This is a genomic window from Pseudomonas sp. PWP3-1b2, assembly GCF_049896045.1.
Taxonomy (GTDB): domain Bacteria; phylum Pseudomonadota; class Gammaproteobacteria; order Pseudomonadales; family Pseudomonadaceae; genus Aquipseudomonas; species Aquipseudomonas antarctica_B.
The window spans coordinates 61,820-84,938 of sequence record NZ_JAFCTN010000003.1 but is presented as its reverse complement, the minus strand read 5'-3'; the positions used below and the strand labels follow the sequence as shown (position 1 = coordinate 84,938).

The following is a 23,119-nucleotide window of genomic DNA, read 5'->3' as shown; positions in this document are numbered from 1 at the left end:
TTAAGGAGCTATATCATGCGTGAATTGATTCGAATGATCTCTAGCGCCGGTACTGGTCACTTCTACACTACCGACAAGAACAAGCGTACTACCCCGGACAAGCTCGAAAAGAAAATGTTCGACCCGCGCGTTCGCAAGCACGTGATCTACAAAGAAGGCAAAATCAAGTAATTGATTTTCCTCCTTGTGAAAAAAAGCCCGTCTCTCACGATTCGGGCTTTTTTTTGCCTGTGATTTGCTGATCAGGCTTTCTGTTCGAACACCACGTAGATCTTGCGGCACGCTTCCAGCACTTCCCAGGTGCCGCTGAACCCGGCCGGGATCACAAAGCGGTCGCCAGAGCGCAAGGTCTTGGCGTTGCCGTCCGCATCGCGCAGCACCGAAACGCCTTGCACAATTTCACAGTATTCATGCTCGGTGTAATTGACCTTCCATTGCCCGACTTCGCCCTCCCAGACGCCGGCGCTCATTTGGCCGCACGGGCTGTTGTAGTGGTTGTAAATCGTTTGCTCGGGATCGCCCTTGAGGATTTTCTCGGCGGCGGGGCGGTAGCGGTCTGGGGCGGTGTTGGCCTGGCTGAAGTCGACGATGTCCTGGATGCTCATGTGCGTGTCCCGTCTGGCCTGCGGTTGGAGAGCCCAAAGTCTATGTTTATTAAAATGAACATCGCAAGGGCGTTTACCGCCGTTATGTCAAATATATTGAAACATCCCCAGCCGCTGGTTTAGGGTGGCAGCTGCCTTGAGCCGAGCAGGCTGGCCGGGCAAGAATTCTTTGAGGCTGCCGGGGGACATCACCTGGCCCTTGCATTCAACAAGAGGAGGACACTCGCATGACCACCCTGACCCGTGCCGATTGGGAACAACGCGCCAAGGATCTGAAGATCGAAGGCCGCGCCTACATCAATGGCGAATACACCGCTTCTGCTTCCGGCGAGACGTTCGAATGCATCAGCCCGGTCGATGGCCGTCTGCTGGCCACTGTTGCCAGCTGTGACGTCGCCGACGCCCAGCGCGCCGTGGAAAACGCCCGCGCCACCTTCAATTCCGGTGTTTGGTCGCGCCTGGCGCCGGCCAAGCGCAAGGCCGCCATGCTCCGTTTCGCCGCGCTGCTCAACGCGAATGCCGAAGAACTGGCGCTGCTCGAAACCCTCGACATGGGCAAGCCCATCTCCGACTCCCTGGGCATTGACGTGCCTGGCGCAGCCAATGCCCTGAGCTGGAGCGGCGAGGCGATCGACAAGATTTATGACGAAGTCGCCGCCACACCGCACAATCAATTGGGTCTGGTAACCCGCGAGCCAGTCGGCGTGGTCGGCGCTATCGTGCCGTGGAACTTCCCGTTGATGATGGCCTGCTGGAAGCTCGGGCCTGCGCTCTCCACCGGTAACTCAGTGATCCTCAAGCCGTCTGAAAAATCCCCCCTGACCGCCATCCGCATCGCAGCATTGGCAGTTGAAGCCGGCATTCCTAAAGGCGTGCTCAACGTGCTGCCGGGTTATGGCCACACCGTGGGCAACGCATTGGCGGTGCACATGGACGTGGACACCCTGGTGTTCACCGGCTCGACCAAGATTGCCAAACAACTGTTGATCCGCTCCGGCGAATCAAACATGAAGCGCGTCTGGCTGGAAGCTGGCGGCAAGAGCCCGAACATCGTATTCGCCGATGCTCCGGACCTCAAAGCCGCCGCCGAATCCGCCGCCGGCGCCATCGCCTTCAACCAGGGCGAAGTCTGCACCGCAGGTTCGCGTCTGCTGGTGGAGCGCTCCATCAAGGACACCTTTCTGCCGCTGGTGATCGAAGCCCTCAAAGGCTGGACGCCGGGCAACCCGCTGGACCCGGCAACCAATGTCGGCGCACTGGTGGACACCCAGCAGATGAATACCGTGCTGTCCTACATCGAAGCCGGCCACGCCGACGGCGCCAAGCTGGTGGCGGGTGGCAAGCGTACGCTGGAAGAAACCGGTGGCACCTATGTCGAACCGACGATTTTCGACGGCGTGACCAACGCCATGAAAATCGCCCAGGAAGAGATCTTTGGCCCCGTCCTGTCGGTGATCACTTTCGACAGCGCCGAAGAAGCCATCGCAATCGCCAACGACACCATCTACGGCCTGGCCGCAGCGGTGTGGACGGCGGATATCTCCAAGGCGCACCTGACCGCCAAGGCTCTGCGTGCCGGTAGCGTGTGGGTCAACCAATACGACGGCGGCGACATGACCGCACCGTTTGGTGGCTTCAAACAATCGGGTAACGGCCGCGACAAGTCGCTGCATGCGTTCGATAAGTACACCGAGCTGAAGTCGACCTGGATCAAGCTCTAAGCAAACCGCTGATCCCCTGTAGGAGCCAACCTGTGTGGGAGCTGGCTTGCCTGCGATAGCATCACCGAGGTGTGACTGACACACCGAGGTGCCTGCATCGCGGGCAAGCCCGGCTCCCACATAAGCTCGCTCCTACAGTTCGTTTTGAATCCTCAAAATTATCCACAGGAGCGTGGACATGCGTTGGGCGACTTACTTCGCCGTCCTGGCCTCGGTGCTCAGCGTCGGCCTGGCGTTGGGCGTCAGCATGCCGCTGGTGTCCTTGCGTCTTGAAGGCTGGGGCTACGGCAGTTTCGCCATTGGCGTAATGGCGGCGATGCCGGCGTTTGGCGTGCTGTTGGGGGCCAAGGTTTCCAGCCGACTGGCTTCCTGGCTCGGCACTGCGAGCCTGATGCGTATGTGCCTGTGGGCCGGCGCCGTCTCCATCGGCTTGCTGGCGATCCTGCCCAGTTACCCGGTGTGGTTGGTGTTGCGCCTGATGATCGGCGTGATCCTGACCATCGTATTTATCCTCGGCGAAAGCTGGATCAACCAGCTGGTGGTGGAGCGATGGCGCGGCCGGCTGGTGGCGCTGTATGGCTGCACCTATGCCTTGAGCCAATTGTCCGGGCCGCTGCTGCTGGGCGTGTTGGGTACGGACCATGACTACGGTTTCTGGGTGGGTGTGGGTCTGTTGATGGTGGCGCCGCTGCTGTTGCTGGGGCGCTCCGGCGCACCCACCGCCGAGTCCTTCAGCGTGACCTTCGGCGACCTGTGGCGCTTCTGCCTGAGCCTGCCGGCGATCGCCTGGGCGGTGGCGCTGTTCGCCGCGTTCGAAGCGATGATTCTGACGCTGCTGCCGGTGTATTGCCTGCAACAGGGTTTCAGCGCCGAGATCGCTTTGGCGATGGTCAGCACGGTGGTCGTGGGCGACGCGCTGCTGCAATTGCCGATTGGTGCGCTGGCGGACTACCTGCCGCGACGCACGTTGTTCCTGAGCTGTGCGGTGCTTCTGCTGGTGTCGAGCCTGGCGATTGCGCCGCTGATGCACACGGCACTGATCTGGCCGGTGTGGGTGCTGTTTGGCGCCAGTGCCGGTGGGTTGTTCACCCTGTCGTTGATTCTGATCGGCGAGCGGTATCGTGATGATGCGCTGGTGCGCGCCAATGCTCACATCGCGCAGTTGTGGGGGATCGGCTGCCTGATCGGGCCGCTGGTGGCGGGAGCGGGGAGCCAGTGGATCAGTGGGCATTCGCTGCCGCTGCTGATGGCCGCAGGGGCGCTGGGGTTGGTAGTGCTGTTATTGCGCCAAGGCGCGTTCGGCGCCGCTCAGCCTGCCTAGCACTTGAAATGCAATCAACTGTGGGAGCAGGCAAGCCAGCTCCCACAGATTGGGCCTTAGAGCATGCGTTCTAGGCCAACGGATGTGGCGAACCATGCATTAAACCGCCGCCACCAATTGCCAGGCTCACGCGTCAGGGTATGCAACTGGCCGTTATCCTCCGTCTCCCACACCACCTGGCCATTCTGCAGCTTCGCCTCATAACTCAACGCGGGCGCCATGCCTTGCAGCGCCAGGTTACGCACGTGCTCCGCCAGCTCTGGGCTGTCCACCAGCACGCCGACTTCAGTGTTCCACAGCACCGAGCGCGGGTCGAAGTTGAATGAGCCGATAAACGACTTCTGCCGATCAAAGATCATTGCCTTGCTGTGCAGGCTGGAGTCAGAACCGTGGAAGATGCCCCGGCGAAACAAGTGTGAGCCGCTGCCGGCGCTCGGGTCGCCCGGCTGGCGGCGCAGTTCGTAGAGTTTCACCCCGTGCTCCAGCAGCGCCTTGCGATAGGGCGCATAGCCGCCGTGCACGGCAGGTACATCGGTGGCTTCCAGGGAGTTGGTCAGCAGGCTCACCGCCACGCCCGCGTCGGCGCGGCCGGTCAGGTACACCAGCCCCGGTTGGCCCGGCACGAAGTACGCCGAGATCATCATCAGCTCATGGTTGACGCCCTCAAGCTCCGGCGCCAGCTGGGTGGTCAGCAACAACCGAGGGTCCGGCTCGGCCTTGGCCAGCACCTTGCTCGGCGCATCCCACAGCGCCTGGTTCCAGGCCCAGATCAGTTCGCGGCGCCAGATGTCCATGCGCGGCTGGGTCTGATAAGTACGCAGACGGTTATACAGCGCGTGATTTTGCTGGCGCGATTCGGCCAGCGACGCCTCCAGGCGCACGCGCGCGGCGGCCAGGTCGCCCTTGGAAGGCAGGTTGGAGACGAACTCATCGATAGGTTTGCTAAGGGCGCTGTTCCAGTACTGATCGAAACTGTGGCCCAGTTGCTCCGCCACCGGCCCGACGCTGAGCATGTCGATGTCGGTGAAGTTCAGGTTGGGCTCGGCATCGAAATACTCATCGCCCAAATTACGCCCGCCCACGATGGCCACGCTGTTGTCCGCCAGCCACAGCTTGTTGTGCATGCGCCGGTGTTGCAGCGACAGGTTGAACAGCCGGCCCATGGCCCGCGTCACGCCAGTGCTGCGCCCCAGGTTCAGCGGGTTGAACAGGCGAATCTCGATCTTGGGGTGGGCGGCGAGGGTGGCGATAATCTGGTCGAGGCCGTCGCTGGTGGTGTCATCCAGCAGGATGCGGATGCGCACGCCACGGTCGGCGGCCTTGAGCAATTCATCCACAAGCATGCGGGTGCTGATGCCGTCGTGGACGATGTAGTACTGCAGGTCGAGGCTGGTCTGGGCGTTGCGGATCAGCTCGGCGCGGGCCATGAACGCCTCGCTGCTGTTGGGCAGCAGACGAAAGCCGGAACGGCCTTGGTATGGCGCCGCCTGGGCCTGGATCGAGCGGCCGAAGGAGGATTGCGCGGCGGGCAGGGCGTCGCTGGGGATGCGCGGCACATCTACGGTGGCGCACCCGCTCAAGGCCAGGGCGCCGAGCAGGAAAAATGGTAAAAGCCGTCGAATCATCAAGGGCGCTGCTTCCAGGTCAGGGCGATTGTGGGCATATGACGGCTATTTCTCGCGAAAGGTCAGTCTGCAGCCTCGGCCAGCATCGCGATTGCGGCGGCACCGACTTTACGCACGGCTTCTTCAATCTGTGCGGTTGGCTTGGCCGCGTAGTTCATGCGCAGGCAGTTGCGGTACTTGCCGGACGCCGAAAAGATACTGCCCACGGCCACCTGTACGCCCTGTTCCACCAGCAGGCGGTTGAGCTTGAGGGTGTCAAAGCCTTCCGGCAGCTCCACCCACAGCATAAAGCTGCCCTGTGGCCGACTGGCGCGGGTGCCGGCCGGGAAGTAGCGGCTGACCCAATCGAGCATCAAGTCGCGATTACGCTGGTATTGGGTGCGCATCCGCCGCAAATGCGGTTCGAAGTGGCCACCTTTGAGGAATTCGGCAATGGCAATCTGCGGCTGTGTCGCCGTGGAGCCCGTGCTGATGTATTTCATGTGCAGCACCCGTTCCAGGTAGCGGCCCGGCGCAACCCAGCCGATGCGCAGCCCTGGGGCGAGGGTTTTAGAGAACGAGCTGCACAGCAGCACACGGCCGTCTTCGTCGAAGGATTTTAGGGTGCGCGGGCGCGGATAGCTGTAGGCCAATTCGCCATACACATCGTCTTCGATGATCGCCACGTCAAAGCGCTGCGCCAGCGTCAGCAGCGCCTTTTTGCGCGCCTCCGGCATGATGTAGCCCAAAGGGTTGTTGCAGTTGGGGGTCAGCTGGATAACCTTGATCGGCCACTGTTCCAGCGCCAGCTCCAGGGCGTCGAGGCTGATGCCGGTAATGGGGTCGGTGGGGATTTCGAGGGCTTTCATGCCCAGGCCCTTGAGGGTTTGCATGGCCCCGTGAAAGCTCGGCGAGTCCACCGCGACGATATCGCCGGGCTCGCAGATAGCGCGGATGCTGGCCGACAGCGCCTCGTGGCAACCGGTGGTGATCACAATGTCTTCGGCGGTGAGCTGACAGCCGGAATCCAGCGACAGACGTGCAATTTGCTCGCGCAGCTCCATACAGCCAAGAATATTGTCGTAATACAGCCCCGGAAGATCCTGGCGTCGACTCACCCGCGCCAGGCTGCGCAGCAGGGGCTTCAGGGTCGGCGACAATACATCCGGCATGCCTCGGCCCATCTGTATGACATCTTTGCGCGGTACTGCGCGAATCAGCTCCAGCACTTGGTCCCATTGGGAAATTTCCACCGGACGCTGGGCCGGGCGACCCACTTCCGGCAGGGCAGGCAGTTCACGGCCTACGGGCACAAAGTAGCCGGATTTGGGCTTTGGCATCGCCAGGCCGTTGTCTTCCAGCAAGCGATAAGCCTGTTGCACGGTGCTCAGGCTCACCCCGTGTTCCACGCTTAATGCACGCACCGAGGGCAAGCGATCGCCGGGCCGATAGAAGCCCTGTTCGATGCGTGTGCCCAGCAATTCGGCGAGGTTGACGTAGAGGGTCATGGCGGTCGCTCCCGGGGGACCATTACAGATAGAGGGAAAATACAGGATTCAGCGGTGGATAGGCAGCATCTGTATGGATTTAATAAAGATGCGTTGAATCTGTATTGGTTTTACCGGGGCGCCCATTCTAGTCACTCATGGCAACAAGCAAATGAGGGGCAGAAAAATGAGCGGCATGAGCGATGTGCGGTTGGCACTCCAGGGCCAGGAACTGGTGGCTGGGCAGCGGCGGGCGGCAGCGCCACGCGAGATCAGCCACTGGCGCCTTTTCTGGCAGCGTTGTCATACCCGTAAGGCCTTGCTGAACCTGACCTGCGAGCAATTGCGCGATATCGGGTTGACCGCCGAACAGGCGCGCCAGGAAGGCGTAAAGCCCTTCTGGCGCAGCTGATTCACACCAATTCCTTGAGGCGGTGCCAGAGCATGCCCAGCGCCAGCAGCGGCGAGCGCAGGTGCTTGCCGCCGGGGAAGGTGATGTGCGGCACCTGAGCAAACAGATCAAAACGCCCTTGTTGCTGACCGCTGATGGCTTCGGCCAACAGCTTGCCAGCGAGGTGCGTGGCGTTGAGGCCGTGGCCGGCGTACGCCTGGGCGTAATACACGTTGGGCTGGTCCGCCAACCGTCCAATCTGCGGCAGGCGGTTGGCGCCGATGCCGATCATGCCGCCCCATTGGTAGTCGATGTTCACGTTGGCCAATTGCGGGAATACCTTGAGCATTTTTGGCCGCATATACGCGCCGATGTCGTGCGGGTCGCGCCCGGAATAATGGCAGGCGCCGCCGAACAACAAGCGGCGGTCGGCAGACAGGCGGAAGTAATCCACCGTCACCCGCTGATCACACACGGCCATATTCTGCGGCAGCAGGTTCATGGCCTGGGCTTCGCTCAACGGCTCGGTTGCGATGATGTAACTGCCGGCGGGCAGCACTTTGCCGCTGAGCTGGGCGTTCAGACCATTCAGGTAGGCGTTGCAAGCCAGCACGAGGGTCTTGGCGCGCACGTTACCCAGGGCGGTGTGCACGTTGACCTCGGGGCCGTAGTCGATGCGCGTCACTTCGGACTGCTCAAACAGTTGCACGCCGAGGTGTTGGGCCGCGGCCGCTTCGCCGAGGGCCAGGTTAAGCGGGTGCAGGTGCCCCGAGCCCATGTCGATCATGCCGCCCACGTAACGGTCGGAGCCGATCACGCCTGCCATCTCACCGGCTTGCAGCAGGCGTACTTCATGGCGATAGCCGAGGCTGCGCAGTTCTTCGGCGTCTTCAGCCAGGCCTTGCAGGTCGCGCGGTTTGTTGGCGAGGTCGCAATAGCCCCAGGTCAGGTCGCAGGGGATTTGATAACGCTCCACGCGCTCACGCACGATCTCCACAGCTTCCAGGCCCATCAACTTTATTTGGCGCACGCCGTCGGTGCCGATCACATTCGCGAACTGGTCCAGGCCGTGGCCGACGCCGCGAATCAGTTGGCCGCCGTTACGCCCGCTGGCGCCCCAGCCGACCTTGCGTGCTTCCAGCAGCACGACGCTGAAGCCGCGCTCGGCCAGCTCCAGCGCAGTATTGAGCCCGGAATAACCGCCACCGATCACGCACACATCCGCGCGCACTTCACCGGTCAGCGCCGGGTAATCGGGTTGCGGCACGCTGCTGGCGGCGTAGTAAGAGGCGGTGTGCCGGGCGCTGGCGGTCATGGGAGCATCCCTGTTTGGAAAATTTGACGCAGGATACAGCGGTCGGGTGACGCTGTCTGCGCAGGGCTTTTTACGGCAGAATCCACGTCTATTCGCGGTTCGGTAAATGTTTCGATGAGTTGCAACAGTCAGAAAATCAGCGCACTGCGCCGGCAGATTCCTTCGTTCGCGTGCGTTCCCGGTTGCCACGATTGCTGTGGGCCGGTGACCACGTCGCCCGAGGAAATGTCGCGCCTGCCGCGCAAGACCAAGGCAGAGCAGGACGCGGCGATGGATGAACTGAACTGTGTGCACCTGGGGCCGAACGGCTGCACCGTGTACGACGAGCGGCCGCTGATTTGTCGGTTGTTTGGCACTACCAAGACCCTGCCGTGCCCAAATGGGCGGGGGCCGGTGGAGCTGATTCATCCACGGGTTGAAAAACAGATTCATGAGTACATGGCGAGCACGCGGCAGGTACTGGTCTAACGGATGTACTGGATCAAAAATGTGGGAGCTGGCTTGCCTGCGATAGCGGTGGATCAGTCAGCACCTGTTTCGCCTGACGGACCGCCATCGCAGGCAAGCCAGCTCCCACAGTTGACGGTGTTGTGTCAGTCAGTCGGGGATAGGCAAATTCAAGCTCTCTTTCACCTCTTCCATCACGATATAGCTCTTGGATTCGCGCACATGCGGCAGCTTGAGCAAGATATCGCCGAGCAATTTGCGGTACGACGCCATCTCCGAAATGCGCGCTTTCACCAGGTAGTCAAAGTCCCCTGACACCAAGTGGCACTCCAGCACGTGGGGCAGTTTCAGCACGGCGCGGCGGAATTCTTCAAAGGTGTCGCCAGACTTGTAATCCAGGCTGATCTCGACAAATACCAGCAAACTCCCCTTCAGATGCTGCGGATTGAGCCGCGCGTTGTAGCCCATAATGATCCCCTCGCGCTCCAGGCGTCGCACCCGCTCAGTACAAGGCGTGGTCGACAGCCCGACCTTTTCCCCAAGCTCGGTGAACGAAATTCGCCCGTCGGTTTGCAGGATTCGCAGGATATTGCGGTCGATCTTGTCCAGCTCCCGTTTGGTCTGGGTGTTGGTACGCATAGGGGATACGCCTCTGTGAAAAGGGTTTTTGCCGAGAATTGTCGCCAAATATAGGTGCTTATATAGTGAAATGCACTGGCGATAGTTTTTTAAACTGCGCTCATCATTGCTCGAATAACACACGTCAGCGGCAGAGCCCGCGATGAGGATATAAAAATGCGCGTTCTGGTCTTGGGTAGCGGCGTGATTGGTGTGACCAGTGCCTACTATTTGGCGCGGGCCGGCTTTGAAGTCGTCGTGGTCGACCGTCAGCCTGCCGCTGCCATGGAAACCAGTTTCGCCAACGCCGGCCAGGTATCCCCTGGCTACGCCTCGCCCTGGGCGGCGCCGGGTGTGCCGCTCAAAGCCATCAAGTGGTTGCTGCAACGCCATGCGCCGCTGGCAATCAAGGCCACCGCGGATATCGGTCAATACCTGTGGATGGCGCAGATGCTGCGCAACTGCACCGCCAGCCGTTATGCAGTGAACAAGGAGCGCATGGTCCGCCTGTCCGAGTACAGCCGCGACTGCCTCGACGAACTGCGCGCCGAAACCGGCATCGCCTATGAAGGCCGTAGCTTGGGTACCACCCAATTGTTTCGCACTCAGGCCCAGCTTGATGGCGCCGCCAAAGACATCGCCGTGCTGAAAGAATCCGGCGTGCCATTTGAGCTGCTGGACCGTGCCGGTATTGCACGCGTTGAGCCGGCCCTGGCGAGCGTCACCGACATCCTCGCCGGCGCCCTGCGGCTGCCGAACGACCAGACTGGCGACTGCCAGATGTTCACCACCCGCTTGGTCGAGATGTGCAAGCAGTTGGGCGTGGAGTTTCGTTTTGAACAAGACATCCAGCGCCTCGACTACGCCGGTGACCGCATCAACGGTGTGTGGGTCGACGGCAAGCTGGAAACCGCCGACCGCTACGTGCTGGCCCTGGGCAGCTACTCGCCCAAGCTGCTCAAGCCGCTGGGCATTAAAGCGCCAGTGTACCCGCTCAAGGGCTACTCGCTGACCGTGCCGATCACCAACCCGGCGATGGCGCCTGCATCGACCATTCTGGATGAGACCTACAAGGTCGCGATCACCCGTTTCGACAACCGCATTCGCGTCGGCGGCATGGCGGAGATAGCCGGTTTTGACCTGTCGCTTAACCCGCGTCGGCGGGAAACCCTGGAGATGATCGTCAACGACCTTTATCCTCAGGGCGGCGATTTGGCCGAAGCCAGCTTCTGGACCGGCCTGCGCCCGACCACGCCCGACGGCACGCCGATTGTGGGTGCTACGCCGTTCAAAAATCTGTTCCTGAACACTGGCCACGGCACCCTCGGCTGGACCATGGCCTGTGGCTCCGGTCGTTTGCTGGCCGACCTGATGGCGAAAAAGACCCCGCAGATCAGCGCCGAAGGCCTCGATATTTCCCGTTACGGTAACCACCAGGAGTCCGCACGACATGTCAATCCAGCGCCAGCTCACCAATGAGCGCATGAGCCAGATCGTTGTTCACAGCGGCACCGTGTATCTGGCAGGGCAAGTCGGCGACGACATGAGTGCCGGAATTGAACAGCAGACCCGTGAAACCCTGGTCAATATCGAACGTTTGCTGGACCTCGCCGGCACCGACAAAACCAAGCTGCTGTCGGTGACGATCTACCTGAAAGACATCGACGCCGATTTTGCCGGCATGAACGCGGTGTGGGACAAGTGGCTGCCCAAAGGCGTTGCTCCGGCCCGTGCCACGGTTGAAGCCAAACTGTGCGAACCGGACATTCTGGTAGAGCTGTCGGTCGTGGCCGCGCTGCCTTAAATACAGATCCCTCTTCCGGTGCCGACGGTTTATGTCGGTACCGGTTTTTTCTTCACACTGCCGCCTAGAAGCCTGCCGCCATGCGTCCTGCCCGTGCCCTGATCGACCTCCAAGCCCTGCGCCACAACTACCAACTGGCCCGTGAAGTCACGGGGGCCAAGGCCCTCGCCGTGGTCAAGGCGGATGCCTACGGGCATGGCGCCGTGCGCGTGGCCCAGGCATTGGAAGCCGAGGCGGATGGGTTTGCGGTGGCGTGCATCGAGGAAGCCTTGGAGCTGCGCGCCGCCGGCATTCGTGCGCCGGTGCTGCTGCTGGAAGGTTTTTTCGAAGCCTGCGAATTGCCGCTGATCATCGAGCATGAGTTCTGGTGCGTGGTGCATTCGCTATGGCAGCTCGAGGCGATCGAGCAGGCCACACTGAGCAAGCCGTTGACCGTGTGGCTCAAGCTGGATTCGGGCATGCACCGCGTTGGCCTGCATCCCAAGGATTACCACGAGGCGTATCAGCGCCTGCTCGCCAGTGGCAAGGTCGCCAAGATTGTACTGATGAGCCATTTTGCCCGCGCCGATGAGCTTGATTGCGTGCGCAGCAGTGAACAGGTTGAGGTGTTTGAAGCGGCGCGCAAGGGGTTGTCGGCTGAAGTGAGCCTGCGCAACTCGCCGTCGGTAATGGGCTGGCCGAGTGTGTCCAGCGACTGGGTACGCCCCGGCATCATGCTCTACGGCGCTACGCCGTTCGGCGAAGACCAAGCCATCGCTGCACGCTTGCAGCCGGTCATGACCCTCGAATCGAAAGTGATCTGCGTGCGCGAGCTGCCGGCTGGGGAGCCGGTGGGCTACGGCGCCAAGTTCATCACGCCCAAGCCGATGCGCATTGGCGTGGTTGCCATGGGCTATGCCGACGGTTACCCGCGCCACGCGCCTACCGGCACGCCGGTGCTGGTGGCGGGGCAGCGCAGCCATTTGTTAGGTCGCGTGTCCATGGACATGCTGTGTGTCGACCTGACCGACGTGCCTCAGGCCGGCCTTGGTTCCACGGTGGAGCTGTGGGGCAAAACTATTCTGGCCAGTGATGTCGCTGCCGCCGCCGAGACCATTCCCTATCAGATTTTCTGCAACCTGCGCCGCGTGCCAAGGCTCTATTGCGGCGCTTGAAGCGCGACGACGAGCCACACCCTCCGGGATTTAGGCCCAAGTGTTGTAAATACTGAACGCTGTCGCCATGATAACGCTCAATTACAACAAAGCTGAATCCTAGGAGGCTCCTGCATTGGACGTCGGCGAACGACTGCAATCCATCCGTAAACTGAAAGGTCTTTCCCAGCGTGAGCTCGCCAAGCGCGCGGGTGTCACCAACAGCACCATTTCGATGATCGAAAAAAACAGTGTCAGCCCCTCAATCAGCTCCTTGCGCAAGGTGCTGGGCGGCATCCCCATGTCCATGGTCGAGTTCTTTTCCGAGGAGATCCTCCAGGAAATACCGACGCAGATCGTCTATAAAGCCAATGAGCTGATCGACATCTCTGACGGCGCCGTCACCATGAAACTGGTGGGCCGGGCGCACCCGACACGGGCGATTGCGTTTCTCAACGAAATCTACCCACCGGGCGCCGACACCGGCGAAGAAATGCTTACCCACGAAGGCGAGGAAACCGGGATTCTGGTGGAAGGTCGCCTGGAATTGGTGGTCGGTCTTGAAACTTTTGTGCTCGAAGCCGGCGATAGCTACTACTTTGAAAGTACCAAGCCCCATCGTTTTCGCAATCCGTTCGACGTGCCGGCGCGACTAATCAGCGCAGCCACACCCGCGAACTTTTGACAGAAGAGGCGTGCTGCCAGCGTTGCAGACACACCCATCGCTGTAACCGCGCGGCCTAATCTCCCTTTATTTAATAGGGTTGTTTCGGCCTGACGGGCTAACCGTTATACTTTCGCCGCCTGCGAAACCGTGGCCGCAGGCGTGAATAGCCACCATTGAGGGTGAACGCGTGAACCTAATTATGAAAATGCTGGCTGCACCAGCAACCGTACTGGCCCTATGGGCTGTCAGCGCTCAAGCTGCGACCAACGATGACATTGCCAAGCGCCTGGAGCCTGTCGGTCAGGTCTGTGTTCAGGGCCAGGAATGCAAAGGGATGGAGGTTGCAGTGGCTGCGGGCGGCGGCGGGGCAAAAACGCCGGACGATATCATTGCCAAGCACTGCAATGCTTGCCACCTTACCGGCCTGTTGGGCGCGCCGAAAATCGGTGACACTGCGGCCTGGAAAGAGCGCGCCGATCACCAGGGCGGCCTCGATGGCATCCTGGCCAAGGCGATCACCGGCATCAACGCCATGCCACCAAAAGGCACCTGCGCGGATTGCACGGATGAAGACCTCAGGGGCGCAATCGAGAAGATGTCCGGCTTGAAATAAACCGAGCTTCGCCAAAAAGCCGCTGACCAGCGGCTTTTTTGTGCCTGAATTTTGAGGTTTGCAGGCTGTTCATTGCAGCAAAGACCCGGCAAGCTCGGTCCAACCCCTAATCACGGAATGTTCAGGAGGGTCGGATGGTGCAGTTGTGTTCAATCGAGCAAGCAGTGGACGATGTACTTGAGCGCTTGCCGGCGCATATCCACATGGGCATGCCCTTGGGCCTGGGCAAGCCCAACCTGTTTGCCAACGCGCTGTACCGGCGCATCGCCAAGCTGCCCGAGCGGCAATTGACGATCTACACCGCGCTGAGCCTGGGCCGCCCGCCCTTTGGCGATGGTTTGCAGAAGCGCTTTCTTGAACCCTTTATTGAGCGGGTTTTCGGTGATTACCCCGAGCTGGATTTCCTCGCCGACCTGCACACCGACACGCTGCCCACCAACATCCGCGTGCAGCAGTTCTTCATGCAGCCCGGCAGCCTGCTCCACAGCACATCGGCCCAGCAGGACTACGTCAGCAGCAACTACAGCCATGCCGCCCGCGACATCAACGCTGCCGGCCTGAACCTGGTGGCGCAATTGGTGGCCAGCAGCACCGAACACCCCAACCGCCTGAGCCTGAGCTGCAACCCGGACATCACCCTCGACCTGTTGCCGATGATCGAAAAGCGCCGTGACGCAGGCGAAACCATTCTGGTGGTCGGCCAGGTCCACAGCGATTTGCCCTACATGCCCGGCGACGCCGAGCTGGGCATGGACGCCTTCGACTACTTGATCGACGCCAAGGACAGCACCACGCTGTTCTCCACGCCGAATATGCCGGTGGGTTTCCAGGACCACTTCATCGGCCTGCACGCGAGTACCCTGGTACGTGACGGCGGCACGTTGCAGATCGGCATTGGTTCCATGGGCGACGCGCTGACCGCCGCCTTGCTGGCGCGCCAAGCCGATAACGAAGCCTATCGCCTGCTGCTGACCGACCTTGATGTGTACCAGTGGGCGCCGTTGATCAGCCGCGAAGGCGGCGTCGACCCCTTTGCCCGTGGCCTCTACGGCTGCAGCGAGATGTTCGTCAACGGCCTGCTGGTGCTGGCGGATGCCGGGATTATCCGTCGCAAGGTCTACCCGGACGTGGCCACCCAGGCGCAAGCCAACGCCGGCACCCTGGACGATGCCGCGCAGCCCGACGGCGTGACGATCCATGGTGGTTTTTTCCTCGGCCCCCGCAGCTTTTACCAGCGCCTGCAGGAAATGACCCACGCCAAACGCCTCGAATTCAACATGACCCGCATCAGCTACATCAACGAGCTGTACGGCCAGGAAGAACTCAAGCGCCTGCAACGCCTGGACGCGCGGTTTATCAACAGCGCGATCATGGTCACGTTGCTTGGCGCGGGCGTGGCGGATCAGTTGGAAGATGGCCGCGTGCTCAGCGGCGTCGGCGGGCAGTACAACTTTGTTGCCCAAGGCCATGCACTGGAAGGTGCACGGTCGATGTTGATTTTGCGCAGTTGGCGCGAGTCGGCGGGGGAGGTCAGTTCCAATATCGTCTGGGAATACGGCCACTGCACGATACCCCGGCACCTGCGCGATATCGTGATCACTGAGTATGGGATTGCCGACCTGCGTGGGCAGACGGATGCCAAGGTCATCGAGGCGTTGCTCAATGTGACTGACTCACGCTTCCAGAGCGACTTGATCGAGCAGGCGCAAAAGGCCGGCAAGTTGCCAAAGGATTTCCAGCTGGATCCGCGGTTCGCCGATAACACCCCGCAGCGGTTGAAGGCGATTCAGGCCAGGCACCGACGGTTGTTTCCGGAGTATCCGTTGGGCAGTGATTTCACCGATGAAGAACGGGATTTGTTGCGGGCGCTGAATTGGCTAAAGAGTAAATTCAAGCTGACGGAGATACTCGAGCTGGGCAAGGCAGCGTTTGAAGCGCCGGAGCCGGAGGCGTTTCCCGAGCATTTGAAGCGCATGCGTCTGGATAAACCGGAGGGGCTGAAAGAAGATTTATATCAGCGGCTATTGCTCGCCGGCCTCCAGGCCACCGCGCACTAAAAAACCACCACAAAACCAAATGTGGGAGCTGGCTTGCCTGCGATGAGGGCCTGACAGGCGACATTTCTGCCGCCTGGAAGTCCGCTATCGCAGGCAAGCCAGCTCCCACATTGTTTACTGCGGTGCTATCGAGTTACTCGATGAAGGTCACCACGCCACCGGCCAGGGATTTAACCCGCGCCAGCGACTCAACCCGATAACCCTGCGCATCCAGCTCCGCGCGGCCGCCCTGGAACGACTTCTCGATCACAATCCCCAAGCCCGCAACGGTCGCGCCGGCCTGCTTGATGATCGAAATCAGCGCCTGGGACGCCTTGCCATTGGCCAGGAAGTCATCGATCACCAACACGCGGTCGCTGCTGGTCAGGTGGCGCGGGGAGATCGCCACGGTGCTTTCGGTTTTCTTGGTGAAGGAATACACCGTCGCCGACAGCAGGTTTTCAGTCAGGGTCAGGGACTGTTGCTTGCGGGCGAAAATCACCGGCACGCCGAGGTTCAGGCCGGTCATGATCGCCGGCGCGATGCCCGAGGCTTCGATGGTGACGATCTTGGTAATGCCCGAGTCCTTGAACAGGGCGGCGAATTCGTCGCCGATCAGTTTCATCAGCGCCGGGTCGATCTGGTGGTTCAGAAAGGCGTCGACCTTGAGTACCTGATCGGAAAGCACGATGCCTTCTTCGCGAATTTTCTTGTGCAGTGCTTCCACGGAACGCTTCCTCTAATGGCGCGCTGGGCGCCGAAAGTAGATTAAAAAGTAGTCGATTCTAGCGCTTTAACATCGCGCGAATGTCCGCCAGGGCGGTGTTGCCGCGAACGGCCTTCACCTCGGTCGGGGTGTCGTCATTGCCTTCCCAGGCCAGGTCGTCCGGTGGCAGCTCATCGAGGAACCGGCTCGGGGCACAATCAATGATCTCGCCGTACTGCTTGCGCTTGGCCGCAAAGGTGAACGCCAGGGTCTGACGCGCGCGGGTAATGCCCACGTAGGCCAGTCGCCGTTCTTCCTCAATGGTGTCAGCTTCGATGCTGGAGCGGTGTGGGAGAATTTCCTCTTCCATGCCCATGATGAACACGTAGGGAAATTCCAGGCCCTTGGAGGCATGCAAGGTCATCATCTGCACGCCTTCGGCGCCGTCTTCCTCTTCCTGCTGGCGCTCCAGCATGTCGCGCAGCACCAGTTTGCCGATGGCGTCTTCGACGGTCATCTCGCCTTCTTCGTCCTTCTCCAGCGTGTTTTTCAACGCTTCGATCAGGAACCAGACGTTGCCCATGCGGTAATCCGCAGCCTTGTCGCTGGAGCTGTTGGTGCGCAGCCAGTTTTCATAGTCGATGTCCATGACCATGCTGCGCAGCGCGCTGATCGGGTCTTCGCCGGCACACTGCTCGCGCACCTTGTCCATGAAACGCTTGAAGCGCGCCAGGCGGTCGGTGAAGCGCGTGTCCAGATGCTCGCCCAAACCGATTTCGTCGGTGGCGGCGTACATCGAGATCTTGCGTTCGGTGGCGTAGTTGCCGAGTTTTTCCAGGGTGGTCGAGCCGATTTCACGGCGCGGCACGTTGATCACGCGCAGGAAGGCGTTGTCGTCATCCGGGTTCACGATCAGCCGGAAGTAGGCCATCAGGTCTTTGACTTCCTGACGTCCGAAAAAGCTGTTGCCGCCCGACAGGCGATAGGGAATCTGGTGATGCTGCAGCTTCAGTTCGATCAACTTCGCCTGATAGTTACCGCGATACAAAATCGCAAAGTCGCTGTACGGCCGGTCGGTGCGCAGGTGCAACGTCAACAGTTCGACGGCCACGCGCTCGGCTTCGGCGTCTTCGTTGCGGCAACGGATCACACGGATTTCGTCGCCGTGGCCCATCTCACTCCACAGCTGTTTTTCAAACGCGTGGGGGTTGTTCGAGATCAGCACGTTGGCGCAGCGCAGGATGCGGCTGGTGGAGCGGTAGTTCTGCTCCAGCATCACCACTTTCAGGGACGGGTAGTCGTCCTTGAGCAGCATCAGGTTTTCCGGGCGGGCGCCGCGCCAGGCGTAGATCGACTGGTCGTCGTCGCCCACCACGGTGAACTGGTTACGCTTGCCGATCAGCATTTTTACCAGCAAATACTGGCTGGCGTTGGTGTCCTGGTATTCGTCCACCAGCAGGTAGCGCACCTTGTTCTGCCATTTTTCGAGGACGTCGGCGTGTTCCTCGAACAGCTTTACCGGCTGCAGGATCAGGTCGTCGAAGTCCACCGCGTTGAACGCCTTGAGCGTGCGCTGGTAGTGGGTGTAGACGATAGCGGCGGTCTGCTCTTTGGGGTTGCGCGCATTTTCCAGGGCCTGGGCGGGCAGGACCAGGTCGTTTTTCCAGGCGCCGATCATGTTCTTGATCTCATCCACGCCGTCGTCGCCTGCGTACTCCTTCTGCATGATGTCGGTCATCAGCGACTTCACATCAGTCTCGTCAAAGATCGAGAAGCCCGGCTTGTAGCCCAGGCGCGCGTGCTCCTTGCGGATGATGTTCAGGCCCAGGTTGTGGAATGTACACACCGTGAGGCCCCGGCCTTCGCCGCCCTTGAGCAGCGTGCCCACACGCTCTTTCATTTCCCGCGCCGCCTTGTTGGTAAAGGTCATGGCGACGATGTACTGGGCGCGGATGCCGCAGCTCTGGATCAGGTGCGCGATTTTGCGGGTGATCACGCTGGTCTTGCCGGAACCGGCGCCGGCGAGCACCAATAGAGGGCCGCCGACGTAGTTCACGGCTTCTTGCTGCCGGGGATTGAGTCGGGACATACAGAGTTCAGGGAGTCGTTGATCAAAAGGGCGGGCATTTTAACAGGCTCACAGGATTCTGCTCTGACAGAACGACAGTGTGACGTACCGCTCGATCTAAATTTGCCGGTTTTGATACTTTGCCGCAGGATGTGGGGGGCTTTTTTCGACTAAGGTTGCGACTAAGGTCTGCAACCTGTGTATTTGATAATTACTGTCATTGGTGATTATCAGGCCGCACGTCATAATGCCCGCCGCCAACAAAATCTTGCAGAGTCTAGGGAGCTAGCTTGTCTACGCCTGTCGAACCCTTGCGTTTGCTGCTACTGGCCGATGAGCCAGCGTGGGCAGCGTTGTTGCGCGAGTGCCTGGCGCCGATGGGCGAAAGGGCTGTACTTATCAGTGCACCCAACTGGGACTCGGTGAGTCGTCTGTTCGATAACGACCACGGTGCCGTGTTACTGACCACCCCCGGCCTGCAGCCAGGCCCCGGCCGCTGCAGCTTGCCGTGTGTATTGCTGTTGGAACAGGAACCGCTGGTTTCACCGTTGGGCGTCAGTGATTGGCTGGTCCGTGGCGTATTGGACGTCGATACGCTGCGCCGCTGCCTGCGTCATGTTCGCGAACGCGGCGTGCTGGAAAACACCCTGCAACGCCTGGCCGAGCAGGACCCGCTCACCGGTATCGCTAACCGCCAGGGCTTTCAGACCTTGCTGGCGGCGCGGCTGGTGGAAAACGAAGGGCGCGGGCTGGCCCTCGGGCATCTGGACCTCGACAACTTTCGCCACGCCAACGACGCCCTCGGCCATCAGGCCGGTGACCGGTTGATCCTGCAAGTGGTGTCGCGGCTCAAGAGCCAGCTCGAGGCCGGTGACCAACTGGCACGGCTGGGCAGCGATGAATTCGCCTTGCTGATCGACACCCGCCGCGCGCCCCAGCGCGCCGAATGGATGGCCGAGCGCATCATCCAAGCCATGGCCGAGCCGTATTGGGTGGATGGCGAAAGCCTGTTGATCGGCTGCAGCCTTGGCGTGGCGCATGCCCGCGCGCGCGCCGGTGCTGACCCGTTGATGTGGCACGCGCACATTGCTATGCAGCAGGCCAAGAGCACCCAGGGCTGCACTTTTCATATCTTCAACGAACGCATCAACCGCAATGCGCGCAGCCTGGCCGACCTGGAAAGTGAACTGCGCCGCGCCCTGCGCCGGGATGAGCTGGAGCTGCACTACCAGCCGCGCCTGGACCTGGACGACGGGCATATCGTCGGCCTGGAGGCCTTGGTGCGCTGGCGCCATGGCGAACGTGGCCTGTTGCCGCCGAGCGAATTTGTGCCGTTGGCCGAGCAGAGCGGCTTGATTGTGCCTTTGGGTTATTGGGTTATTTCCCGCGCGCTGCGTGACATGCAAGACCTGCGCGAACGCGGCTTGCCGCCGCTGCACATGGCGGTCAACCTGTCATTTCGCCAGTTTCAGGACAGCCAGTTACTCTCGACGTTGAGCCGGCTGATTACCGAACGTGGCGTGGAAGCGCAATGGCTGGAATTCGAGCTGACTGAAACCGCAGTGATGCGGCGCAGCGATCTGGTCAAGCAGACCATGGACGCCCTCGGGCGGCTGGGCGTGCGGTTTTCCCTGGATGACTTCGGCACCGGCTTTTCCTCGTTCGTGCACCTCAACAGCCTGCCGATAGCCTTGTTGAAGATCGACAAGAGCTTTGTCGGCGGCATGGAAGAGCGCGAAGAGAACCGCAAACTAGTGCATGCCATGATCAACCTGGCGCACAACCTGAATCTGGAAGTGGTGGCTGAAGGCGTGGAAACGCCGGAGCAGCTGGCGTTGCTGAGGTTGTTTGGTTGTGATCAGGCTCAGGGCTATCTGATCAGCAAGCCGTTGCCGTTGCCTGAGCTGGTGGACTATTTGACGTTCGGCAAGAGCCAGCAGGCGCTGCTGGGCTGAATTGAACACCCAATAAAACCTGTGAGAGCGGGCTTGCTCGCGAATGCGCAGTGTCAGTCGCCGAATTTGCTGGCTGATCCACCGCATTCGCGAGCAAGCCCGCTCCCACATTATTCGCCGAGTACATCCTGTCAGTCGGGTTGCATGGCCTGGAATGCAGGGTGTGCGTCAGGCTCCCGCCGAATCATCCGCTTCATCTTCGCCTCAAACGCCCAGGTCAAACTCACCGCCGCACACGCCAGCCCCAGCGCCAAACCCCACCACACGCCGGTCGGCCCCCAGCCCAGGGTGAATGCCATCAACCACGCAGACGGGGCACCGATCAGCCAGTAACAGCCCAAACCCACCAGGAATGTGGTCTTGGCGTCCTTCAGCCCGCGAATGCAGCCCATGGCGATGGTTTGCACGCCGTCGAACAGTTCAAACCACGCCGCGACAGCCAGCAAGCTGACGGCCAGCACAATGACGTCGTGGAACGCCGGGTCGTTGTGGTCGAGGAACAGTCCGATCAGCGGGTCGGAAAACAGCCACAAAACCACCGCAAATCCCAACATGACCGCCGCACCAAATCCGATGCCCACGCGCCCCGCCATGCGCGCCTGCAGCAGTTGCCCGGCGCCGTAGTGCTGGCCGATGCGCATCGTGATTGCGTAAGACATCCCCGCTGGCACCATGAACGCCACCGAGACGATCTGCAGGGCAATCTGATGCGCCGCCAGTTGCGTGCTGCCCATGGTGCCCATGCACAGCGCCGCGAAGGCGAACAACCCGACTTCCACCGCGTAAGTGCCGCCAATTGGCAGGCCCAGGCGCCACAGCTCGCGCAAATAGTGAGTATTGAGGCGCAGCAGGCCTTTGCTCAGCGGGTAGGCCGCATAAGCCCGGTTGCTGCGGATGTACCACATCAATGCCAGGGCCATGCAATTGGCGACGATGGCCGTGACCAGGCCGATGCCCGCCAGGCCCAGCTTGGGCAGGCCGAACATGCCCTCAATCAGCGCGTGGTTGAGAAAGTAGTTGAGCACGGTGCCACACAGGCTGATCACCATCACCGGCGTGGCCTTGCCGATGGCGCTGGTGAAGCCGCGCAAGGCGATAAAACTCAGGTAGCCGGGCAGGGCAAAAGGCAGAAACGTTAAAAACTGCCCCGCCGCCTGCACATTGGTTTCGGTCTGGCCGAACAACAGCAGCACCGGTTTGATGTTCCACATCAGCACCGCCGCCGCCAGCGCCATCAGCCACGCGAGCCAAAGCCCGGCCTGAGTCAGGCGGGTGGCGCCTTCGATATCACGGGCACCATGCCGAATGGCCACGAGGGTGCCCACAGCCGCAATCACGCCGATGCAGAAAATCGCCACGAACGAATAGCTCGCCGCGCCCAGGCCACCGCCGGCCAGGGCTTGCGGGCTGAGGCGGGCCATCATCAGGGTGTCGGTCAGCACCATCAACATGTGCGCCAACTGTGAGGCAATCAACGGCCCTGACAGCCGCAGAATGGCCCAGAGTTCGGAACGTACCGGATGTTGCATGATCATCACGCTCAAAAAATCAGAAGGTTGTGGAAGGGTTGATTCTCGGCGCTTTCAGGCCATTGCACAAAAGGATAAATGCGATGCTCAGCATGATTAAAACTCATGCCTGAGCGATTCTGGTAGGGTTTGAACATTGCGCCGCCGGAGCTTTCCCCATGTCTCGTCGTCTACCTCCGCTGTATGCCCTGCGTGCCTTCGAGGCGGCTTCCCGGCACAACTCTTTCACCCGCGCGGCGGAGGAATTGTCGATCACACAAAGTGCCGTGAGCCGGCATATCCGCACCCTGGAAGAGCACTTCGCCTGCCGCCTGTTCCAGCGCAGCGGCCGCACCTTGCAACTCACTGAGGCCGCGCGTTTGCTGCTACCCGGCGTGCGCGAAGGCTTCGCGGCGCTCGAGCGGGCGTGCCACACCCTGAATGCCGAAGACGACATTTTGCGCATGAAGGCGCCGTCGACCCTGACCATGCGCTGGTTGCTCGCGCGCCTCAGTCGTTTCCGGGCGTTGCAGCCTGGCAATGAGGTGCAACTCACCAGCGCGTGGATGAACGTGGATGAGGTGGACTTCAATAACGAGCCTTTCGACTGCGCGGTGCTGTTGAGCCACGGGCATTTTCCGGCGGACTGGGAGGCGAGCTACCTGTTCCCCGAACTGCTGATTCCGGTGGGGGCGCCGAATTTGTTGAGTGACGGGCCATGGGACGTCAACCGCCTGGCCGCTGCCGAGTTACTGCACCCCACGCCCGACCGCCGCGACTGGCGCAATTGGCTGCAGCGCATGGGGTTGTCATCCCAGGTGTCACTCAAGGGCGGGCAGGTGTTTGACACACTGGAACTGGGCATGGTCGCCGCCGCGCGGGGGTATGGCGTGTCCATTGGCGACCTGCTGATGGTGGCCGAAGACGTGGCCCAGGCGCGATTGAGCCTGCCGTGGCCAACGGCAGTGGCCAGTGGGGAAAACTACTATTTGGTGTGGCCCAAAACCCGTCCCGGCGGTGAGCGTTTACGGCGCTTGGCGGAGTTTCTCCAGGGTGAAGTCAGGGCCATGGAACTGCCCGAGGTTGAACGCCTGGATTAAGCGGGACACCGCGGTTGAGC

At 61.0% G+C, this 23,119-nt stretch carries 21 protein-coding genes; 13 read left to right on the top strand and 8 right to left on the bottom strand.

Features of this window, described 5'->3' with window-relative positions; genetic code table 11:
• Positions 1 to 15 precede the first annotated feature (15 nt).
• Complete coding sequence (rpmG, locus tag ACP7A2_RS02840) at positions 16 to 171, top strand: 50S ribosomal protein L33 (RefSeq protein WP_003176906.1); 156 nt, start codon at positions 16 to 18, stop codon at positions 169 to 171.
• A 71-nt stretch (positions 172 to 242) separates the two neighbouring features.
• On the opposite strand, the gene ACP7A2_RS02835 is transcribed toward rpmG, so the two are convergent.
• On the bottom strand, positions 243 to 605 hold the full coding sequence (locus tag ACP7A2_RS02835; RefSeq protein ID WP_348060556.1) for a cupin domain-containing protein: 363 nt from the start codon (positions 603 to 605) through the stop codon (positions 243 to 245).
• A 227-nt stretch (positions 606 to 832) separates the two neighbouring features.
• Here ACP7A2_RS02835 and ACP7A2_RS02830 point away from each other — a divergent pair, with 227 nt between their 5' ends.
• Complete coding sequence (locus ACP7A2_RS02830) at positions 833 to 2,326, top strand: aldehyde dehydrogenase (RefSeq protein ID WP_426133002.1); 1,494 nt, start codon at positions 833 to 835, stop codon at positions 2,324 to 2,326.
• Between the two features lie 178 nt (positions 2,327 to 2,504).
• A complete protein-coding gene (locus ACP7A2_RS02825; RefSeq protein ID WP_426133001.1) occupies positions 2,505 to 3,647 on the top strand; it encodes an MFS transporter in 1,143 nt (380 codons plus the stop codon).
• A gap of 56 nt (positions 3,648 to 3,703) precedes the next feature.
• Here the strand turns inward: ACP7A2_RS02825 and ACP7A2_RS02820 are convergent, their stop codons facing one another.
• Together ACP7A2_RS02820 and ACP7A2_RS02815 are read right to left on the bottom strand one after the other, a co-directional pair.
• A complete protein-coding gene (locus tag ACP7A2_RS02820; protein ID WP_426133000.1) occupies positions 3,704 to 5,272 on the bottom strand; it encodes a phospholipase D family protein in 1,569 nt (522 codons plus the stop codon).
• Positions 5,273 to 5,334: 62 nt separating this feature from the next.
• Positions 5,335 to 6,759 (bottom strand): PLP-dependent aminotransferase family protein, encoded by a 1,425-nt coding sequence (locus tag ACP7A2_RS02815; protein WP_426132999.1) that lies wholly within the window; start codon positions 6,757 to 6,759, stop codon positions 5,335 to 5,337.
• A 166-nt stretch (positions 6,760 to 6,925) separates the two neighbouring features.
• Here ACP7A2_RS02815 and ACP7A2_RS02810 point away from each other — a divergent pair, with 166 nt between their 5' ends.
• Positions 6,926 to 7,150 carry a DUF1127 domain-containing protein gene (locus tag ACP7A2_RS02810; RefSeq protein WP_426133098.1) on the top strand — a complete coding sequence of 75 codons (225 nt, stop codon included), beginning with the start codon at positions 6,926 to 6,928 and terminating at the stop codon, positions 7,148 to 7,150.
• Position 7,151: 1 nt separating this feature from the next.
• Here the strand turns inward: ACP7A2_RS02810 and ACP7A2_RS02805 are convergent, their stop codons facing one another.
• Complete coding sequence (locus ACP7A2_RS02805) at positions 7,152 to 8,444, bottom strand: NAD(P)/FAD-dependent oxidoreductase (protein WP_426132998.1); 1,293 nt, start codon at positions 8,442 to 8,444, stop codon at positions 7,152 to 7,154.
• 114 nt (positions 8,445 to 8,558) lie between these two features.
• Between ACP7A2_RS02805 and ACP7A2_RS02800 the strand changes: the two genes are divergently transcribed.
• Positions 8,559 to 8,912 carry a YkgJ family cysteine cluster protein gene (locus ACP7A2_RS02800; RefSeq protein ID WP_348060570.1) on the top strand — a complete coding sequence of 118 codons (354 nt, stop codon included), beginning with the start codon at positions 8,559 to 8,561 and terminating at the stop codon, positions 8,910 to 8,912.
• 129 nt (positions 8,913 to 9,041) lie between these two features.
• On the opposite strand, the gene ACP7A2_RS02795 is transcribed toward ACP7A2_RS02800, so the two are convergent.
• A complete protein-coding gene (locus tag ACP7A2_RS02795) occupies positions 9,042 to 9,530 on the bottom strand; it encodes an Lrp/AsnC ligand binding domain-containing protein (RefSeq protein WP_003176896.1) in 489 nt (162 codons plus the stop codon).
• A gap of 156 nt (positions 9,531 to 9,686) precedes the next feature.
• Between ACP7A2_RS02795 and dadA the strand changes: the two genes are divergently transcribed.
• From dadA to ACP7A2_RS02765, 6 genes are all read left to right on the top strand, one after another.
• Entirely contained in the window at positions 9,687 to 10,988 is a 1,302-nt protein-coding gene (dadA, locus tag ACP7A2_RS02790; RefSeq protein WP_426132997.1) for a D-amino acid dehydrogenase, read from the top strand.
• Positions 10,960 to 11,313: a RidA family protein gene (locus ACP7A2_RS02785; protein ID WP_426132996.1), complete on the top strand. Its 354-nt coding sequence runs from the start codon at positions 10,960 to 10,962 to the stop codon at positions 11,311 to 11,313. The genes dadA and ACP7A2_RS02785 overlap by 29 nt, the downstream gene beginning before the upstream one ends.
• Before the next feature lie 80 nt (positions 11,314 to 11,393).
• The gene (alr, locus tag ACP7A2_RS02780; RefSeq protein WP_426132995.1) at positions 11,394 to 12,467 is read left to right on the top strand and encodes an alanine racemase; all 1,074 of its coding nucleotides are present in this window, start codon (positions 11,394 to 11,396) and stop codon (positions 12,465 to 12,467) included.
• Between the two features lie 115 nt (positions 12,468 to 12,582).
• Positions 12,583 to 13,131, top strand: coding sequence for a cupin domain-containing protein (locus tag ACP7A2_RS02775; protein ID WP_049710945.1), 549 nt, complete (start codon positions 12,583 to 12,585; stop codon positions 13,129 to 13,131).
• 181 nt (positions 13,132 to 13,312) lie between these two features.
• The gene (locus tag ACP7A2_RS02770) at positions 13,313 to 13,726 is read left to right on the top strand and encodes a c-type cytochrome (RefSeq protein ID WP_426133097.1); all 414 of its coding nucleotides are present in this window, start codon (positions 13,313 to 13,315) and stop codon (positions 13,724 to 13,726) included.
• A gap of 134 nt (positions 13,727 to 13,860) precedes the next feature.
• Complete coding sequence (locus ACP7A2_RS02765; protein WP_426132994.1) at positions 13,861 to 15,783, top strand: acetyl-CoA hydrolase/transferase C-terminal domain-containing protein; 1,923 nt, start codon at positions 13,861 to 13,863, stop codon at positions 15,781 to 15,783.
• Positions 15,784 to 15,916: 133 nt separating this feature from the next.
• Here ACP7A2_RS02765 and ACP7A2_RS02760 read toward each other — a convergent pair whose 3' ends face one another.
• Positions 15,917 to 16,489 carry a xanthine phosphoribosyltransferase gene (locus ACP7A2_RS02760; RefSeq protein ID WP_003195447.1) on the bottom strand — a complete coding sequence of 191 codons (573 nt, stop codon included), beginning with the start codon at positions 16,487 to 16,489 and terminating at the stop codon, positions 15,917 to 15,919.
• A 58-nt stretch (positions 16,490 to 16,547) separates the two neighbouring features.
• Positions 16,548 to 18,557, bottom strand: a complete 2,010-nt coding sequence (gene rep / locus ACP7A2_RS02755; RefSeq protein WP_426132993.1) for a DNA helicase Rep — start codon at positions 18,555 to 18,557, stop codon at positions 16,548 to 16,550.
• A gap of 269 nt (positions 18,558 to 18,826) precedes the next feature.
• Between rep and ACP7A2_RS02750 the strand changes: the two genes are divergently transcribed.
• Positions 18,827 to 20,491, top strand: a complete 1,665-nt coding sequence (locus ACP7A2_RS02750; RefSeq protein ID WP_426132992.1) for a putative bifunctional diguanylate cyclase/phosphodiesterase — start codon at positions 18,827 to 18,829, stop codon at positions 20,489 to 20,491.
• Between the two features lie 131 nt (positions 20,492 to 20,622).
• Here ACP7A2_RS02750 and ACP7A2_RS02745 read toward each other — a convergent pair whose 3' ends face one another.
• A complete protein-coding gene (locus tag ACP7A2_RS02745) occupies positions 20,623 to 22,026 on the bottom strand; it encodes a NorM family multidrug efflux MATE transporter (RefSeq protein WP_426132991.1) in 1,404 nt (467 codons plus the stop codon).
• Between the two features lie 152 nt (positions 22,027 to 22,178).
• Between ACP7A2_RS02745 and ACP7A2_RS02740 the strand changes: the two genes are divergently transcribed.
• Complete coding sequence (locus ACP7A2_RS02740) at positions 22,179 to 23,099, top strand: LysR substrate-binding domain-containing protein (protein ID WP_426132990.1); 921 nt, start codon at positions 22,179 to 22,181, stop codon at positions 23,097 to 23,099.
• Positions 23,100 to 23,119: the final 20 nt, after the last annotated feature.

What these genes read in the sequence shown, in the direction of transcription:
- rpmG (WP_003176906.1), top strand. Translation starts at nt 16, where the DNA reads ATGCGTGAATTGATTCGAATGATCTCTAGCGCCGGTACTGGTCACTTC.
- ACP7A2_RS02835 (WP_348060556.1), bottom strand. Translation starts at nt 605, where the DNA reads ATGAGCATCCAGGACATCGTCGACTTCAGCCAGGCCAACACCGCCCCA.
- ACP7A2_RS02830 (WP_426133002.1), top strand. Translation starts at nt 833, where the DNA reads ATGACCACCCTGACCCGTGCCGATTGGGAACAACGCGCCAAGGATCTG.
- ACP7A2_RS02825 (WP_426133001.1), top strand. Translation starts at nt 2,505, where the DNA reads ATGCGTTGGGCGACTTACTTCGCCGTCCTGGCCTCGGTGCTCAGCGTC.
- ACP7A2_RS02820 (WP_426133000.1), bottom strand. Translation starts at nt 5,272, where the DNA reads ATGATTCGACGGCTTTTACCATTTTTCCTGCTCGGCGCCCTGGCCTTG.
- ACP7A2_RS02815 (WP_426132999.1), bottom strand. Translation starts at nt 6,759, where the DNA reads ATGACCCTCTACGTCAACCTCGCCGAATTGCTGGGCACACGCATCGAA.
- ACP7A2_RS02810 (WP_426133098.1), top strand. Translation starts at nt 6,926, where the DNA reads ATGAGCGGCATGAGCGATGTGCGGTTGGCACTCCAGGGCCAGGAACTG.
- ACP7A2_RS02805 (WP_426132998.1), bottom strand. Translation starts at nt 8,444, where the DNA reads ATGACCGCCAGCGCCCGGCACACCGCCTCTTACTACGCCGCCAGCAGC.
- ACP7A2_RS02800 (WP_348060570.1), top strand. Translation starts at nt 8,559, where the DNA reads ATGAGTTGCAACAGTCAGAAAATCAGCGCACTGCGCCGGCAGATTCCT.
- ACP7A2_RS02795 (WP_003176896.1), bottom strand. Translation starts at nt 9,530, where the DNA reads ATGCGTACCAACACCCAGACCAAACGGGAGCTGGACAAGATCGACCGC.
- dadA (WP_426132997.1), top strand. Translation starts at nt 9,687, where the DNA reads ATGCGCGTTCTGGTCTTGGGTAGCGGCGTGATTGGTGTGACCAGTGCC.
- ACP7A2_RS02785 (WP_426132996.1), top strand. Translation starts at nt 10,960, where the DNA reads ATGTCAATCCAGCGCCAGCTCACCAATGAGCGCATGAGCCAGATCGTT.
- alr (WP_426132995.1), top strand. Translation starts at nt 11,394, where the DNA reads ATGCGTCCTGCCCGTGCCCTGATCGACCTCCAAGCCCTGCGCCACAAC.
- ACP7A2_RS02770 (WP_426133097.1), top strand. Translation starts at nt 13,313, where the DNA reads ATGAAAATGCTGGCTGCACCAGCAACCGTACTGGCCCTATGGGCTGTC.
- ACP7A2_RS02765 (WP_426132994.1), top strand. Translation starts at nt 13,861, where the DNA reads ATGGTGCAGTTGTGTTCAATCGAGCAAGCAGTGGACGATGTACTTGAG.
- rep (WP_426132993.1), bottom strand. Translation starts at nt 18,557, where the DNA reads ATGTCCCGACTCAATCCCCGGCAGCAAGAAGCCGTGAACTACGTCGGC.
- ACP7A2_RS02745 (WP_426132991.1), bottom strand. Translation starts at nt 22,026, where the DNA reads ATGATCATGCAACATCCGGTACGTTCCGAACTCTGGGCCATTCTGCGG.
- ACP7A2_RS02740 (WP_426132990.1), top strand. Translation starts at nt 22,179, where the DNA reads ATGTCTCGTCGTCTACCTCCGCTGTATGCCCTGCGTGCCTTCGAGGCG.